We start from the raw sequence: 14,088 nt of genomic DNA on the forward strand, positions 1-14,088 counted from the left end.
TCCATCCAGGAGAGGGCGGAAGGGGCGAACCGCAAGGTTCGTCCCTTCCTACTATCGTCATCCCGGTTTTCGCCGGAATGGCGTATTTGCCAGAGGATCTATAAGCCGGGTTCTGTCCTCGCCTTTCGGCGATGTGCGACCATTCCTCTAGGCGACGGATTGCTCCGCCGCTCCAGCAACCAACCCGGGCGACAGGCCGGAACCAGGCCTATGCGCCGCCCCTATTCGGTCTTGCTCCCGGTGGGGTTTACCATGCCGCTTCCGTTACCGGTCGCGCGGTGCGCTCTTGCCGCACCCTTTCACCCTTGCCGCTCCCGAGGGAGGTAGGCGGTCTGCTCTCTGTGGCACTATCCCTGGGGTCGCCCCCGCCGGGCGTTACCCGGCACCGTGTTTCCGTGGAGCCCGGACTTTCCTCGCGTGCTTGCGCACCCGCGGCCGCCCAATCCTCTGGCGCGGACAGCTCTAGCGGCAATGCGCAGGAGTTCAAGCGTCGGCGGATTGCTCGGTCGGCTTGGGCTCGGGCGGCACGGCGCGCGTCACTGCGGTGCCATAGGCTTCCACCACGATGCTCCACTGCGTCGTCAGCGGCCCCGCCGCCACGGCCGCGCGGTGATAGTCGGACGAGATGTGGATCACGTCCTCGGCGCCGGTCACCTGGGCCACGCGCCGTAGCTGCGCCACCGCTTCCGCCGCCTTGGGCAGGTTGATCGATTGATGCCCGTCGGCATCCCCCTGCACCATCGACGCCAGGCGCACGCGCACCGGCCCCAAGGCAGTCATCGTCGGTTTCATTCCGCTAGTGATCAAGGTGCGAGCCTCCCACCTCCTATAGATCATCCTATACTTGCAGAACCACGCAAGGATGTAGTGCACGCTTGCGTAACTATGCCGGTGGTTGCGCCTGCGCCGCCGACTGCGCATTCCTGTGCCAAGCCAAGCGAGGGAACGGCACCATGCTCACGGTCTATGGCGAAGGCAGGGGCTTCCGGGTGGTCTGGCTGCTGGAGGAGATGGGCCTCCCCTATCGGCTGCGCCCGGTGGACATGCTCGCCGGCGTCGACAACGACCCCGAGTTCCTGGCGATCAACCCCGCCGGCTTCATCCCCGCGCTGGTGGACGGCGACACGGTGATGGTCGAGTCGATCGCGATCATGGAATATCTGATGGCGCGCTACGGCCCGACGCCGCTGGTGCCGGACGCGCGCGATCCCGCCTTCCCCGCCTACCAGCAATTCCTCCATCTGGGCGAAGCCGGACTCGCAGCCTCGATGTTCTTCGTCGTCGTCAGCAAGATCCTCGCGCCCGAAGCCGAGAAGGACAATTGGGGCGCGCGCAAGGCATTCGAGACCTTCGAGAGCCGCCGCGGGATCGTCGCACGCCAGCTCGCGCGCTCGCCCTATATGGCCGGCGACAGCTTCACCGCGGCCGACATCTCGGTCACCTATGCGCTGCAATTCGCCCGGCGGGCCGGCGGCGTGGCGCTGAGCGACGCGGAGCGGGCCTATGTCGCCCGCACCACCGCGCGCGAGGCCTATGCGCGGGCGATGGACAGCTGCCAGGCGACCAAGGCCTGGGCTGAGTCCCTCGGCGGCTGAAACGCTCTATTCGTCCCCTTGGGGCTTGGGCAGCAGCAGCGCGAGCAGCAGGCAGCGGCATTCCATGTCGATCTCGCCATCGACCAGCTCGGGGCGGAAGCGGCGCTGGAAGGCGGTGACCGCGGCCTCAGCATCCTCGACGTCATAGCCGAAGCGCTCCAGCGCGAGCATGAAGCCGGCATCGGGCCAGCCCGGGTCCACCAGGTTCTTGGTCGGCCGCGGCAGCGCCAGCCGCAGGCGGGCGAGCGCGTGCCAGTTGAACAGCTCGCCCGGATCCTGCTTGCGCGCCGGCGCCACATCCGAATGGCCGACGACATTGCCGCGGGTGATGCCGTAGCGCTCCTTGATCTCGGCGACGAGCGGGATCAGCATGCCCATCTGCTCGGCGGGGAACGGCCGATAGCCATTGTCGTGGCCGGGATTGACGATCTCGATGCCGATCGAGGCGGAATTGACGTCGGTGATCCCGCGCCAGTGCGAGCGGCCGGCGTGCCAGGCGCGCTTGTCCTCGGGCACCAGCCGGTGGATCGTGCCGTCCTCGTCGACCAGGTAATGCGCCGAAACCTTGGCCTCGGGATCGCGCAGCCGCGCCAGCGCCGCCTCCGCGCTCACCATGCCGGTATAGTGAAGCACGATCATCGTGACGGGCAGCGCGCGCTCGTCGAAATTGGGCGATGGCGCGTCGATGAAGTGCAGTCCGTGATGCATCGTGCGGACGCTAGCCGCGCGATGCGGGTGCGATCAACCCGCGGCGCGCATCACGCCGGCACCGTCCACCGCACGGTAGAAGCCGCGATAGGTCTCGCAGGGCTGGAAATGGTCGGTCAGGCCGATCACCGTCTCGCCCGCGCCCAGCGCCAGCATCCCGCCCGGCCGGATCGCCGATGCCAGGGTGTCGAACACCTGGCGGCGCACCGCGGGAGAGAAATAGAGCATCACGTTGCGACACAGGATGATGTCGAAGCTGCCCGCCGGCGCCGGATCCTGGGTGAGGTTGTGCTGGCGGAACTGGAGCTTGCGGACCAGCTCGGGCTTGGCGACCCAATCGGCGCCCGTCGTGTCGAACCAAGTCATCATCCGGCGCACCGGCAGGCCGCGCTGGATCTCGAATTGCGAGAAGCGACCGCTGCGTGCCCGGGTCAGCGCGGCGGGCGAGACGTCGGTCGCCACGATCTCGGGATCGGGCATACCGCGCTCGGAGAACAGCATCGCCAGGCTCAGCGGCTCCTGGCCGGTCGAGCAGCCCGCGGACCAGATCCGCAGCCGGCGGTTCCCCGCCTCGGCCTGCATCGCCTGGGCGGCATCCGCCACCATGTCGAGCACCGCCGCATCGCGGAAGAAGCTCGTCTCCTGATTGAGCAGTGCATCGACGACCAAGTCCGCCAACTCCCCTGTCCGCGCCGTGATGAGCTTGGCCACGAGCTCGTCCAGGCTGGCCAGACCCTTCTCGCGAAGGATCGGCTTCAGTGCCGTTTCGATCCGCCAGGTGCGGTTCGCCGCGATCTGCTGGCCCGCGCGCTGCTCGAGCAGCGCCGCGAGCATGTTCATCGCGCCCGAGGACGCGATCGGCGTGGTGGCGGGCGGGATCATGCGCCGCCTCCGCCGCGGGCGATCAGCCGCCCGATCTCGTCCGGCGGCAGCACCGCGCTGGCGCGCCCCGCATTGGCGACTGCGCCGGGCATGCCCCACACCACCGAACTTGCCTTGTCCTGCACGAGCACGCGCGCGCCACCTTCGATCAAATCCTTGGCACCCTCACACCCGTCGCGGCCCATCCCGCTCAGCACCACGCCGAGCGCGCGATTGCCGAAAACTTCCGCGACGCTCTCGAACATCGGGTCGACCGAGGGCATGCAGCCGCTCGAGGCCTTTTCGTGCGTCAGCCGGATCGCCGCGCCGTCGGACATGCGGACCACGCGCAGATGCGCATCGCCCGGTGCCACGATGATCCGGCCGGGCCGGATGCGCATGCGATCGGTCGCCACTTCGCAGGGGCGCCCGCCGAGCACCGCGAGCTGCGTCGCGAAATAGGTCATGAAGGAAGAGGGCAGATGCTGAGTCACCAGGATCGGCACCTGGAAGCGCGCGGGGATCGCGCGGAGCAGCTGACTGAGCGCGTGGATGCCGCCGGTCGAGGCGCCGATCGCGACCAGGTCGAAATCATGGGGCGCCGCGACGGGGCCGTGATGATGCACCTCGGGATGGGCGTGGGCCTCGATCAGGCGCGACAGCCGCTCCTCGAGCACTTCGGCGAAGCGGCCGCCGAACGCGCCGATGCCGGGCTTGACCAGCGTGTCAGCCGCGCCGAGCGCTAGCGCCTGCACCGTCACCGCCGCGCCCTGTTCGGCCGAGGAGGAGACGATCAGCACCTTGGCCCCGCGCCCCGCCTCGATCATGTCGGGCAGCGCGGTGAGCCCGTCGATCCCGGGCATTTCGATGTCGAGCAGGATGATGTCTACCGAATGGGTCTTCAGATAGTCGAGTGCGGCCCGCACATCGCTATAGGCGGCGGCAACGCGAAAGCGGCGCGTGCCCTCCACCATGCGCCCCAGCACCGAGCGCGCGACGACCGAATCGTCGACGATCAGCACCTGCGCCGGCCCGGCGGTGGTGCCGCCGAACCCGGTTTCCGCAAGAGATGGGTGCGCCACGTGGGGCTCCTTGAGTGCGCCGCTTACGCGACGCCGACGATCTGCAGCTTGCTCTCGAGCGTTTCGCGGTCGAACGGCTTCATGACATATTCGTCCGCACCCGCCTCGATGGCGGCGCGGATATAGGCCATGCCGTTCTCGGTGGTGCAGAACACCACCTTCGGGCGCGTCGGCAGCCCCGAATCCTTGAGCGCGCGCAGGAAGTCCATGCCGCTCATCACGGGCATGTTCCAGTCCAGCAGGATCACGTCCGGCGGGGTCTGCAGGCAGGAGTCGAGCGCCTCGCGGCCATCACCGGCCTCGCGCACTTCGAAATCGAGCGTCTCCAGAATGTGACGGGCGACCTTGCGGATCACCTTGGAGTCGTCGACGACCAGACAAGTCTTCATTTTCCCCTGTTCCCCGCTTTCAGGCATTAGGTAGGATCGGACAGTGCACGAAAGGCGTAAGCGCCACGTTAATCGCGCGGTTTAATTCGGACCGGCAGCGCCGGGGACCAGGCTGGCGAGATCGATCGCCAGGATCGGCTCGCCGTCCCGCTCCACGATCCCGCGCCCGGCCTGTCGCCACGCCGGATCCAGCGTCACGCCGCTGGCAAGCGGCAAGAGTTCGAACGGCGCGACATCGTCCAGCGCATCGACGAGCATCGCGTAGTGATGCCCCTCGACATGGGTGATCACGGCGCGGCGGGCAGTGCTGCCACCCTCCATTCCCAGCGCCGACTGGGTATCGACCACCGTCACCACGCGGCTGCGCAGCGCGGCGAGCCCGCGGACATGCACCGAGGCGCAGGGCACCGCGGTCACTTCGCCGATATCGACCACCGATTCGACCTGCTCGGAATCGATCGCCACGGCGCGCCCGGCGATCTGGGCGATGAGATAGAGATGCGACATCAGCGGCCTGCCTTGCCGGAAACCCGGGCTTCGAGCGCGGAAAGCAGTCCCGCTCTGTCATACCTATAGACGCTGTCGTCGCCCGCCCCACCCGCAGCGCGCTTTCTGCGCAGCCGCACGACCGGGGCTTCCTCGCCCTGCGGCCCACCCTTGTCGTCCGACGAGAGCACCACCGCCGGCGTCTCGCCCGGCGCTAGTCGCAGCGCGACCCGATAGCCCGAGGCTTCGAGCAGCGGCTTAACGAACGAGGCCATCCAGCCATCGTCATCGCCCGCGATCAGGCAGAGCGGCGGGCTGTCGTCCATTTCGAGGGCGGCGTGCTCGTCGAAGATCCACAGCATGTCGACCAGCTCGATCTGCTCGCCATCGACCAGCACGACGCCGGCGATCGGCCCCGGCTCGCGCGCCGGCGCGATCTCGTCGGGCAGCACGACGATGTCGGCGGCTTCCTGGATCGCATAGGAAACTTCGTTGGTGCCGTCCTTGAGGCGCAGCACGTTGATCCGCTCCAGCCCATCCAGGTCGCCATGCGCGGCGAGCGGGAGGATGCGGTCGTCGATCGTCACGCGGAAGCGGCCCGCGGCGAAGCGGATGTTCGCGCCGTCGACCTGCTCCACCCGATCGACCGCCGCCAGCGGCACCGCGCGGCGCACGCCGTCGAGGTCGCGGAACAGCAGCGCGGGCAGGCCCTGCGCCACTTCGGCCTCTTCCTCTTCCTCAAACAGGTCCTGGGCGTCGCGATTGAAGTCGAGCCCGGCGACCTTGGCCATGCCGGCGCAATCGAGCAGCAGCATCGGCAGGCCCGAATCCGGCAGCGTCTGGCCCGCATAAAGCCCGGTGGACATGACTGCGGGCGACGCCGGCTTGATCACCAGCTCCTCATTGTCGAGCACGGTATCGACCGCGAGCGCATAGCTGCCCTCACTGACACTGACGATCGCGAGCATCTGGCCGCTGTCATGCTCCAACACCACGGCCGGCAGCCCGAGCATCTTCGACAGATGGATCAGCGGCATGCGGCGTTCGCGCACGCTCGCCACCGGTGAGCCGCCGATCACGTCGACACGGATCGCCTCGCCGCGCTCGGTCACGATCTCCTCGATCGACTGGCGCGGGATCGCGAAGCGCTGGCCGCCCACGCCCACCACGATCGTCGAGATGATCGAGAGCGTCAGCGGCACGTGGATGGCGATGCGCAGGCCCTTGCCGAGCGTCGAATCGAGCTCGACCCGGCCGCCGATCTGCTCGATCGCGGCGCGGACCACGTCCATGCCGACGCCGCGGCCGGAAACTTCGGTCACGACATCCTTGGACGACAGCCCCGGCTCGAACACCAACTCGTTGCGCGCACGCGTCGAAAGGCTGCGCAGCTTGGCCTCGTCGCGGCCGTTGGCGATCAGCTTCTGGATCAGCCGCTCGGTATCGATGCCGCGGCCGTCGTCCGCGATCTCGATGATGATCTGGTTGCCCGACTGGCGCGCCGAGACCGACAGGCGGCCATTCTCGCGCTTGCCACCCGCACGGCGCTCGCCGGGGGTCTCGATGCCGTGGTCGATCGAGTTGCGGATGATGTGAACCAGCGGGTCGCGCATCACTTCGATCATCTCGCGGTCGAGCTCGACGTCCGAGCCCTCGACCTGGAGCATCACCGACTTGCCGAGTCCCGCCGCCGTGTCGCGCACCATGCGCGGCAGCGCGGAGAACAGCGCATCGATCTTCTGCATGCGGGTACGCGTCACCGTGTCGCGCATCTCGCCGACGGTGAGCGAAAGCCGCTCGAGCGCAGCCTCGATCGCGGGATCGACCTCGCCCTGGCGCAGGCGCCGGGAAAGCTCGTTGCGGGCGAGCACCATGTCCGACATGCCGGACATCATGCGGTCGAGCAGATCGACGTTGAGGCGCACGCTGCGTGCCGGCGCGCGGTGCGTGACCGGCCCGGCCTGGGCGATCTCCGCGGCGCCTTCTGCCAGCGCCGAGATCAGCAGATCGTCGCCGCTGTCTTCCAGGCCGGTGCCCGATTCAATCGCTTCGACCAGCTCGCCGATGCGGTCCACCACCGCGAGCACGGCGTTGACCAATGCGCGGTCCGGCGTGCGGTCGCCTTCGCGCACCTGCGCGAGAACGTCCTCGGCGGCATGGCTGAGGCGTCCCAGGCGCGGCAGGTCGAGGAAGCCGCAGCTCCCCTTCACCGTGTGGACGAAGCGGAAGATCGCATCGAGCCGGGCGCGATCCTCGGGATGCGCCTCCCACGCGACGATCTCGCCCGAAAGCGCTTCGAGCGTCTCTCGCGTTTCGGCGATGAATTCCTGCAGAAGGTCGTCCATGGTGCCCCGGTAAGCAAATTTGCCGGCCCGTTCTGCGCCCTTGCTGGTTAAAAGGGCGTTAGCACCTAGCCGCGAAACCGCCCCAGCATGTCGAGCGCATGTGCGATGCTCGCAAAGGGCTTGGCGCAGGCAGCGTGGTAGCGCCCGCTCATGTCCGAACTGCCGGAATGTTCGGGGAACTGCACGTCCTGCGTGGCATGATGGTCGAGGATCGGCTGGCGGCAGCTCTTGCACAGCGGCTGTGGCGTTTCGCTCCAGCCTGGCCCGAGCGGCCCAGTATCGAGGAACATGATGGACGCGACTCCAAGGGGTTGTTTGTCCCTAGGAAGCCTTAAGGGCGCGCCCCCGCCAAGCTGCTGTTAACCCCTAGGGGTTCGTTCGCGCTACGTGCCGCGCCGCTCAGCGCGTGGCCGGCAGTTCTAGCTTGGATCGGTCGAACGGCAGCGGCTGGCGCAGATAGGGCGCAGCCTCGTCCCAGCCGAAGCCGCTCTTGCCGCCACAGGTATAGCCGCCGATCTCATAGGGATCGAATTCGAAGACGACCTCATTCGGCAGCGGCACGAACTTGGCCTGCGCCAGATCGGGCAGTTCGCAACCGTCCTGGTCGAAATGCTTCAGGACCATCTCCCGCAGCCCGCGGTCGGCGACGTCCGTGAAGACCTCCGCATTGCGCAGCGGCCGGGCGAGCGGCACCGACCAGAGCATTGTCCGACTGGTGTAATTCGGATGCGGTCCGCCGAAATTGGTCGAGACGCCCAGCCGTGCGATGAGCAGCTCCGGCGAGGCGGCGACCAGCGCGATCTCGACCTCGACCTGGCCCGGCCCTTCCCAAGACCCAAAGCCCCTGGTCTCCCCCGGAAAGGCGAGCTCCTCGCCCTCGCGCAGCCAGGCCTGCATCGCTGCATTCCACGCCCGTTCGCTGGCACTGGCCGGCCGGGCGATCTGCACCAGCGTGCTGTAGAGGCGAAGCTCGGGCGGCAAATTGCCGTCGTCGGAGGGCTGCGTCCGCCTGCGCCGGACCTTGTGGCTGACCGTGAAGCTGCGTCCCGCCAGCAGCTGGTGGTCCGTCGCGGCCACCGGCGCTGCCTTGCTCGCCGGCGCAGGCGCAGCCAGGACCAGCGCGAGCGCCAGGGCGATCATGCGACCCGGAACGACGCCCCGAACAGCAGCACCTCGGCGTCGGGCGGGCTCACCTGGAGCACGCCGCCGCCCTGCGTCACCAGCGCGTGGACGAGGTACGCCGCCGCAGCGCGCGGGGTGATCGGCAGATCGTCCTTGCCGCCGGCCAGCGCGCTGCGCAGCTCGGGGTCGAGCACGATGCGCGGCCCGTCGGCGCGCACGACGATCTCGATCGCGCCGTCGACGATCTCGGCGCCGATATCGAGCTGGCCGCCGCGGATCAACGCATCGCCGCCGATCAGCGACAGGTTCATCAGCACCTTGATCGCCTGCTTGGGGAGGACCGGGTCCTCGACCATCCAGCCGACATTGACGCGGTGGTTCTCGCCGAACAGCCCCTCGATCGCCGCCTGCGCCTCGCGCGTGTCGACGGTCTCGCCGAAGCCGCCCGCCGCGCCGAACGCCAGGCGGAAGAATTTGAGCTTGTTGGCGCTCGCCTTGGCGCTCTCGTTGAGCAGCTCCAGGCAGCGCGCGCGCATCTCGGGATCATGCTCGTCGGCGAGCAGCTCCAGCCCGTTGTTGAGCGCCCCCACCGGGCTCAGCAGATCGTGGCAGAGCCGCGAGCAGAGCAGGCTGGCGAAATCGGTCGGGCTGATGTTCAAGGTGCAGGCTCCCCGCGAGGTCCACCCTCTTTGGCGCAGGGCAGGCCATGCTGCAAGCGCGAGGCGCGGGCGCGACCAAGGTCGTGGCTGTACGCCTCATGAAGGTACCGCTACCATCGCCGGAAAAGTGCCGAGAAAAGTGACTATGGGAGAGCATATGCGACAGGTCCTGCCCCTCCTCGCCGCGCTGCTGGTCGCGCAGCCCCTGCCCGCCCTCGCGCAGGAAACGCCCGCCGCCACCACGACCTTCAGGATCGACAAGGCGAGGCTCGATCGCGCGCTCGCCGACATGGTCGCGAGCGGCCGCGCCACCGGCGTCGAGGCGCTGGTATGGAAGGACGGGCGCGAAGCCTATTACGGTAGCACCGGCCTCGCGGACCGCGAGGCCAATCGCCCGATGCGCCGCGACACGCTCGTCCAGGTCTATTCGATGACCAAGCCGGTCACCGGCGTGTCGCTGATGCAGCTCTGGGAGCAGGGCAAGTTCGGGCTCGACGATCCGCTCGCGCGCTACCTGCCCGAATTCGCGACGATGCTGGTGCGGGACGGCACCGACGCGGCCGGCGCGCCGATCTGGCGCCCGTCGAAGCGCCCGGTGACGATCCGCGACGTGCTGCGCCACACCGCGGGCTTCGCCTATGGCGGCGGCGACAGCGCGGCGGAAAAGGCCTTCGCCGCCGCCGATCCGCTCGGCCTCGATCATGACCTCACCGAATTCGGCCACCGCCTCGCGCATCTGCCGCTGATCTTCGATCCGGGCAGCGAATGGCGGTACAGCTCTGCAGTCGACGTCCAGGCGCTGCTCGTCGAGAAGCTCTCGGGCCAGCCATTCGAGGACTATGCCCGCCAGCACGTCCTCGCGCCGCTCGGCATCAAGGAAGCCGGCTGGTCCCAGCCGATGGACCGGCTCGACCGGTTCGCCGCCACCTACATCCTCGGCGCCGACGGCAAGCTCACGCGCGAGCCTGATGCCGTCACCCGCGCGCGCAATTTCCCCAAGCCGGCGATGACGATGGGCGGCGCCGGCATCGTCGCGCCGATCGACGATTACATGCGCTTCGCCCGCATGCTGCTCGGGCAAGGCACGCTCGACGGCGTGCGCATCCTCAAGCCCGCCACGGTGCGGCTGATGGCGACCAACGCGCTCGATCCGCGCATCACCGAGAAGAGCTGGCTGCCGAGCAAGGGCAATGTCGGCTTCGGCATCGATTTCGCGGTGCGCATCGGCCAGCCGAAGACGCCGGAGGAAAATCGCGGCGCGGTCGGCGAGTTCTTCTGGGATGGCGCGGCATCGACCTTGTTCTGGGTTGATCCCGCCAACCGCCTCGCTGCAGTGTTCTTCGTCCAGACCAAACCCTTCCAGGCGACGCTACACCGCGACTTTCGCCGTGCGGTATATGGCGCCGCCTATCTGGGCCCGTCAGGCGACTAGTCCGGACCGGGCCGGGCTAGACGACCCGACGACCGGTGAAGAGCTGGATCAGGCCGATGACCAGCGCGACGACCAGCAGGATGTGGATGAGGCCGGCGCCGATGTGCAAGGTAAAGCCAAGCAGCCACAGGACCAGCAGGATGACGACGATCGTCCAAAGCATTTGGGTACGCTCCCTATAGTGTTTCCCCAATAACGGGTTGCGGCACCGGAACGTTCCGCCTGCGACACTCGCGGTTTTTCCGGATTACGCCCGGGGCAACGGTTCCTGCTACAATGTGCAGGCAAGGGCTCAGGCCCGCCCTTTGGAAAAGCGATGAACGGCGCCGCGACGAACAGGCAAAGCAAGGCATTTTCCGGCTCCGGCTGGGCGCGCGTTGGCGCAGTCAGCCTGCCGCAATGGCTGACCGGCATCGGCTGCCTGCTACTGTCGATGCCGCTGCTCGGCTGGCTTTCGGGAATAGCGGTGCTGCGCGGCTTCGGCGATCCGCACTACGCCGTGGCGCCGCTCAGCGCGATCAACGGCTGCAGCGTCACGCTGGCGGCGTTCTTCGCCGTGAGCGACCGGCCCCGGCTCGCGCGCCTCGCCTTTGCGCCGGGCGCGGTCCTGCTCGCGCTGATCGCGGTCGAATATCTCACCGGCATGATCGCGGTGGAGCGGCTGTTCTTCCCCGATGCGGTGCAGGCGCTCGGCGTGCGCAACAACGGCCTGCCGCCCGCCGGCACGGCGATGGTGCAGATCGTGGGCGGCCTCGCCGCGGTCGCGCTGACCTCACGCCGCCGGATCTTCCGCATCTCCGGCATCCTCCTCTCCAGCGCTGCCGTGGCGCTGACCCTGCTGGCGGCGACCGCGCTGCTCACCGAGCGCGTCGGTGCGCTCTCCCCCGCCTTTCTCGGCCGCTCGACGGTCTCGCCGGCGATCGCGCTGCTGCCGCTGATCGGCCTGATCCTCTGCGCGATGCGGCAACAGGCGGGCGAGCGGGGCTGGCACGTGCTCGTCCAGCTCGCCCCGGCGATCATCATCTTCCCCGCCATCCCCTCGGTGCTCGGCTTCGCATCCTATCAGTTCGGCCTGCTCGGCTTCGGCGCGGCCCAGTTTCTCGTGCTGCTGGGCAATGTCGTGATCCTGGCGGTCGTGCTGATGCGCGCGATCCGCCACGCCGACATGCAGAGCCGCGCGCTCGCCATCCGTGGCGCCAAGCTGGCCGCGGTGCTCGAGATGGTGCCCGATGCGGTCATCCTGATCGAGGAGGATGGCACGATCCTCGATTTCAGCGCCGCCGCCGAGCGGCTCTGGGGCTACCGGGCCGAGGACGTGCTCGGCAAGCCGGTCACGCTGCTCGCCCCACCCGAGCACAGCCAGCGCTACGACAGCGAGCTGCTCAACGCGCGTTCGATCGATTTCAACACCACCCAATCGCGCGTGCTCAGCGCGGTCGGCCGGCGCAGCGACGGCACGCTCTTCCCGCTCGAGGCGCGTGCGGGGCGGGTCGAGGCGGACGACGCCAAGTGCCTGACGGTCTTCGTGCGCGACATGTCCGCCCAGTTCACGATCGAGGACCAGGTCGCGCAGCTCAATGCCGAGCTCGCCCATCTCGCCCGCCAGAGCGCGATGGGCGAAGCAGCGGCCGACCTCGCGCACGAACTCAACCAGCCGCTGACTGCCGCCGCCAATTACCTCTCCGCCGCCGCGATGATCGCCAAGACCAGCGGCACCGAAGAGAAAGGCGCCGAGATGGTCGGCAATGCCCGGGAGCAGGTGATGCACGCCGGCGAGATCATCCGCCGCCTGCGCAGCTTCACCGAGCGTAACGATACCGAGCGCAGCGTCGAGTTGCTCCATCCGATGATCGAGGATGCCGCGCGGCTGGTGCTGGTCGGCTCCGGCCGCCTCGCCGCGCAGATCGATTGCGACGTCGAGCCTGAGGATCTCCGTGCCTTTGTCGACCGCGTCCAGATCCAGCAGGTGCTGGTCAACCTGATGCGCAACGCGGTCGAGGCGCTACGCGAGGCGGGCAGCGAAAACCCGCGCGTCTGGATCACCGCCCGCCCCGCCGCCGACACGATGGTCGAGGTCCGCTGCAGCGACAACGGCCCCGGCCTCTCGGCGGAGACGATCGAGCATCTCGGCAAGCGGTTCTCGGCCAAGCGGACGAGCGACGGCATGGGCATCGGGCTGTCGATCTCGAAGCGCATCGTCGAGATGCACGGCGGCAGCTTCACCGCTGCCAACGCGGCCGAGGGCGGCGCGGTGTTCACCTTCACGCTGCCGACGCTCGAAGGCGAGGACAACGCCTAGGCAAGGACCTGCCTGCAGGACAAGTTGCGACAATTTCGCCTGCGATCCGCAAAACCCTCGCGACAAGCGCGGCCTATTTCCAGCCTTGTCCAAAGCAAGGATTGGAGCGGAGAATACCATGAACAAGCTGAAACTGGCCGTGCTGCTCGCGGCAAGCGCACTCACCTCGCTGAGCGGTGGCGCCGCGCTGGCGCAGACCCGTCCGGCACCGGCCCCGCAGGGCCAGCAGGCACCGCGCCCCCATCACGACATGATCGACCTCAACAAGGACGGGGTGATCACCAAGGACGAGTGGATGAAGGCCGCCGCCGCCCGCTTCGAGCGGTTCGACGTCAGCAAGGACGGCAAGCTCTCGCGCGAGGAAATGCGCTTCGGCCGGTTCGAGGAAATGCGCATGCATCGCAGCCGCGGCCATGGCCACGTCGGCCCGGGCGGCCCCGGCGGTCGCGGTGGCTGGCAGCACGGCCCCAACGGCGGCCCGCAGGGCGGCCCCGGCCACCGCATGGGCCCGCCGCCGCCGCCCGCCGATGCCCCGGCTCCCGCTGCGCCTTCCGGCAACTAGGACCGCACCGAAATGCACTGCGCGATCCAGCCCCCTCTTTTCCCCGGCGAAGGCCGGGGTCCAGGGTTTCTCTGCCGGATCGCCTGTGCCCCTGGGCCCCGGCTTTAGCCGGGGAGCAGTGTGGGGATATCGAAAGCCCTATCCCTCGATCGCGACCGGATCGAAGCGCCCGTGGAGCGCCCCTTGCTCCACGGCGCGCCAGGCAGTGACGGCCTCGCCCCCAACGATCAGCCACAGCTTTTCGTCGGGGGCAGCCCTCGCCGCGTCGGTTACCGAGGGCGCCGCATCCCCGCTGGGGTGCGAATGCCAATATCCAACAAGCTTCTGCCCGCCGGCGCGCTCGGCGCGAAGGGCGGCAAACAGCGCGACGGGATCGATCTCGAAATGCCGATCAGGCGCTTCATCAACATTTTCAACAGCTTGAAACCCGTCTATGACAGCCTCGCTGCCGAACAGCAGCCCACAGGCCTCCAGAGGCGCGGCAGCCGCAGAAATCTGCCGAATACCGATCAGTACAGATCTTGAAATTTCCAACCTCATGCCCATTT

The 14,088-nt window shown here is 68.2% G+C and carries 16 protein-coding genes and 1 other RNA gene; 4 read left to right on the forward strand and 13 right to left on the reverse strand.

Annotated features, from left to right (window positions below):
• Positions 1 to 85: 85 nt before the first annotated feature.
• Both rnpB and ABLE38_RS00880 read right to left on the reverse strand, forming a co-directional pair.
• An RNA gene (gene rnpB, locus ABLE38_RS00875) (RNase P RNA component class A) lies at positions 86 to 451 on the reverse strand.
• 32 nt (positions 452 to 483) lie between these two features.
• Positions 484 to 780, reverse strand: a complete 297-nt coding sequence (locus ABLE38_RS00880; RefSeq protein WP_348972287.1) for a hypothetical protein — start codon at positions 778 to 780, stop codon at positions 484 to 486.
• A gap of 173 nt (positions 781 to 953) precedes the next feature.
• Between ABLE38_RS00880 and ABLE38_RS00885 the strand changes: the two genes are divergently transcribed.
• Complete coding sequence (locus tag ABLE38_RS00885; protein ID WP_348972288.1) at positions 954 to 1,595, forward strand: glutathione S-transferase family protein; 642 nt, start codon at positions 954 to 956, stop codon at positions 1,593 to 1,595.
• A 6-nt stretch (positions 1,596 to 1,601) separates the two neighbouring features.
• Here the strand turns inward: ABLE38_RS00885 and ABLE38_RS00890 are convergent, their stop codons facing one another.
• The 9 genes from ABLE38_RS00890 to ABLE38_RS00930 form a co-directional block, all read right to left on the reverse strand.
• Positions 1,602 to 2,303 carry an N-acetylmuramoyl-L-alanine amidase gene (locus tag ABLE38_RS00890; protein WP_348972289.1) on the reverse strand — a complete coding sequence of 234 codons (702 nt, stop codon included), beginning with the start codon at positions 2,301 to 2,303 and terminating at the stop codon, positions 1,602 to 1,604.
• Between the two features lie 33 nt (positions 2,304 to 2,336).
• Positions 2,337 to 3,185 (reverse strand): protein-glutamate O-methyltransferase CheR, encoded by an 849-nt coding sequence (locus ABLE38_RS00895; protein WP_348972290.1) that lies wholly within the window; start codon positions 3,183 to 3,185, stop codon positions 2,337 to 2,339.
• Entirely contained in the window at positions 3,182 to 4,246 is a 1,065-nt protein-coding gene (gene cheB, locus ABLE38_RS00900; RefSeq protein WP_348972291.1) for a chemotaxis-specific protein-glutamate methyltransferase CheB, read from the reverse strand. Before cheB ends, ABLE38_RS00895 begins: the two co-directional genes overlap by 4 nt.
• A gap of 23 nt (positions 4,247 to 4,269) precedes the next feature.
• Positions 4,270 to 4,635: a response regulator gene (locus ABLE38_RS00905; RefSeq protein WP_180140099.1), complete on the reverse strand. Its 366-nt coding sequence runs from the start codon at positions 4,633 to 4,635 to the stop codon at positions 4,270 to 4,272.
• Between the two features lie 81 nt (positions 4,636 to 4,716).
• Positions 4,717 to 5,142 carry a chemotaxis protein CheW gene (locus ABLE38_RS00910; RefSeq protein WP_348972292.1) on the reverse strand — a complete coding sequence of 142 codons (426 nt, stop codon included), beginning with the start codon at positions 5,140 to 5,142 and terminating at the stop codon, positions 4,717 to 4,719.
• Complete coding sequence (locus ABLE38_RS00915; RefSeq protein ID WP_348972293.1) at positions 5,142 to 7,466, reverse strand: chemotaxis protein CheA; 2,325 nt, start codon at positions 7,464 to 7,466, stop codon at positions 5,142 to 5,144. The genes ABLE38_RS00910 and ABLE38_RS00915 overlap by 1 nt, the downstream gene beginning before the upstream one ends.
• Before the next feature lie 65 nt (positions 7,467 to 7,531).
• Positions 7,532 to 7,756 (reverse strand): hypothetical protein, encoded by a 225-nt coding sequence (locus ABLE38_RS00920; protein ID WP_348972294.1) that lies wholly within the window; start codon positions 7,754 to 7,756, stop codon positions 7,532 to 7,534.
• A gap of 109 nt (positions 7,757 to 7,865) precedes the next feature.
• Positions 7,866 to 8,606, reverse strand: a complete 741-nt coding sequence (locus ABLE38_RS00925) for a hypothetical protein (protein ID WP_348972295.1) — start codon at positions 8,604 to 8,606, stop codon at positions 7,866 to 7,868.
• Entirely contained in the window at positions 8,603 to 9,247 is a 645-nt protein-coding gene (locus ABLE38_RS00930; protein ID WP_348972296.1) for a histidine phosphotransferase family protein, read from the reverse strand. Before ABLE38_RS00930 ends, ABLE38_RS00925 begins: the two co-directional genes overlap by 4 nt.
• A gap of 157 nt (positions 9,248 to 9,404) precedes the next feature.
• Here ABLE38_RS00930 and ABLE38_RS00935 point away from each other — a divergent pair, with 157 nt between their 5' ends.
• Positions 9,405 to 10,679: a serine hydrolase domain-containing protein gene (locus ABLE38_RS00935; protein ID WP_348972297.1), complete on the forward strand. Its 1,275-nt coding sequence runs from the start codon at positions 9,405 to 9,407 to the stop codon at positions 10,677 to 10,679.
• A 16-nt stretch (positions 10,680 to 10,695) separates the two neighbouring features.
• Here ABLE38_RS00935 and ABLE38_RS00940 read toward each other — a convergent pair whose 3' ends face one another.
• Positions 10,696 to 10,842, reverse strand: coding sequence for a lmo0937 family membrane protein (locus ABLE38_RS00940; protein ID WP_348972298.1), 147 nt, complete (start codon positions 10,840 to 10,842; stop codon positions 10,696 to 10,698).
• 153 nt (positions 10,843 to 10,995) lie between these two features.
• On the opposite strand from ABLE38_RS00940, the gene ABLE38_RS00945 reads away from it, so the two are divergent.
• Together ABLE38_RS00945 and ABLE38_RS00950 are read left to right on the forward strand one after the other, a co-directional pair.
• Entirely contained in the window at positions 10,996 to 12,978 is a 1,983-nt protein-coding gene (locus ABLE38_RS00945; RefSeq protein WP_348972299.1) for an ATP-binding protein, read from the forward strand.
• 118 nt (positions 12,979 to 13,096) lie between these two features.
• Complete coding sequence (locus ABLE38_RS00950) at positions 13,097 to 13,540, forward strand: hypothetical protein (RefSeq protein ID WP_348972300.1); 444 nt, start codon at positions 13,097 to 13,099, stop codon at positions 13,538 to 13,540.
• A 138-nt stretch (positions 13,541 to 13,678) separates the two neighbouring features.
• Here ABLE38_RS00950 and ABLE38_RS00955 read toward each other — a convergent pair whose 3' ends face one another.
• Positions 13,679 to 14,080 (reverse strand): M67 family metallopeptidase, encoded by a 402-nt coding sequence (locus ABLE38_RS00955; protein ID WP_348972301.1) that lies wholly within the window; start codon positions 14,078 to 14,080, stop codon positions 13,679 to 13,681.
• Between the last annotated feature and the right edge of the window lie 8 nt (positions 14,081 to 14,088).

Origin of the sequence: Sphingomonas sp. KR3-1, assembly GCF_040049295.1 — a bacterium.
Classification (GTDB): Bacteria; Pseudomonadota; Alphaproteobacteria; order Sphingomonadales; family Sphingomonadaceae; genus Sphingomonas.

Excerpts from the sequence above, each read along its gene's own strand:
- ABLE38_RS00880 (WP_348972287.1), bottom strand. The coding sequence starts at position 780 with ATGACTGCCTTGGGGCCGGTGCGCGTGCGCCTGGCGTCGATGGTGCAG.
- ABLE38_RS00910 (WP_348972292.1), bottom strand. The coding sequence starts at position 5,142 with ATGTCGCATCTCTATCTCATCGCCCAGATCGCCGGGCGCGCCGTGGCG.
- ABLE38_RS00905 (WP_180140099.1), bottom strand. The coding sequence starts at position 4,635 with ATGAAGACTTGTCTGGTCGTCGACGACTCCAAGGTGATCCGCAAGGTC.
- ABLE38_RS00935 (WP_348972297.1), top strand. The coding sequence starts at position 9,405 with ATGCGACAGGTCCTGCCCCTCCTCGCCGCGCTGCTGGTCGCGCAGCCC.
- ABLE38_RS00950 (WP_348972300.1), top strand. The coding sequence starts at position 13,097 with ATGAACAAGCTGAAACTGGCCGTGCTGCTCGCGGCAAGCGCACTCACC.
- ABLE38_RS00915 (WP_348972293.1), bottom strand. The coding sequence starts at position 7,466 with ATGGACGACCTTCTGCAGGAATTCATCGCCGAAACGCGAGAGACGCTC.
- ABLE38_RS00920 (WP_348972294.1), bottom strand. The coding sequence starts at position 7,756 with ATGTTCCTCGATACTGGGCCGCTCGGGCCAGGCTGGAGCGAAACGCCA.
- ABLE38_RS00955 (WP_348972301.1), bottom strand. The coding sequence starts at position 14,080 with ATGAGGTTGGAAATTTCAAGATCTGTACTGATCGGTATTCGGCAGATT.
- ABLE38_RS00890 (WP_348972289.1), bottom strand. The coding sequence starts at position 2,303 with ATGCATCACGGACTGCACTTCATCGACGCGCCATCGCCCAATTTCGAC.
- ABLE38_RS00895 (WP_348972290.1), bottom strand. The coding sequence starts at position 3,185 with ATGATCCCGCCCGCCACCACGCCGATCGCGTCCTCGGGCGCGATGAAC.
- ABLE38_RS00940 (WP_348972298.1), bottom strand. The coding sequence starts at position 10,842 with ATGCTTTGGACGATCGTCGTCATCCTGCTGGTCCTGTGGCTGCTTGGC.
- ABLE38_RS00885 (WP_348972288.1), top strand. The coding sequence starts at position 954 with ATGCTCACGGTCTATGGCGAAGGCAGGGGCTTCCGGGTGGTCTGGCTG.
- ABLE38_RS00925 (WP_348972295.1), bottom strand. The coding sequence starts at position 8,606 with ATGATCGCCCTGGCGCTCGCGCTGGTCCTGGCTGCGCCTGCGCCGGCG.
- ABLE38_RS00945 (WP_348972299.1), top strand. The coding sequence starts at position 10,996 with ATGAACGGCGCCGCGACGAACAGGCAAAGCAAGGCATTTTCCGGCTCC.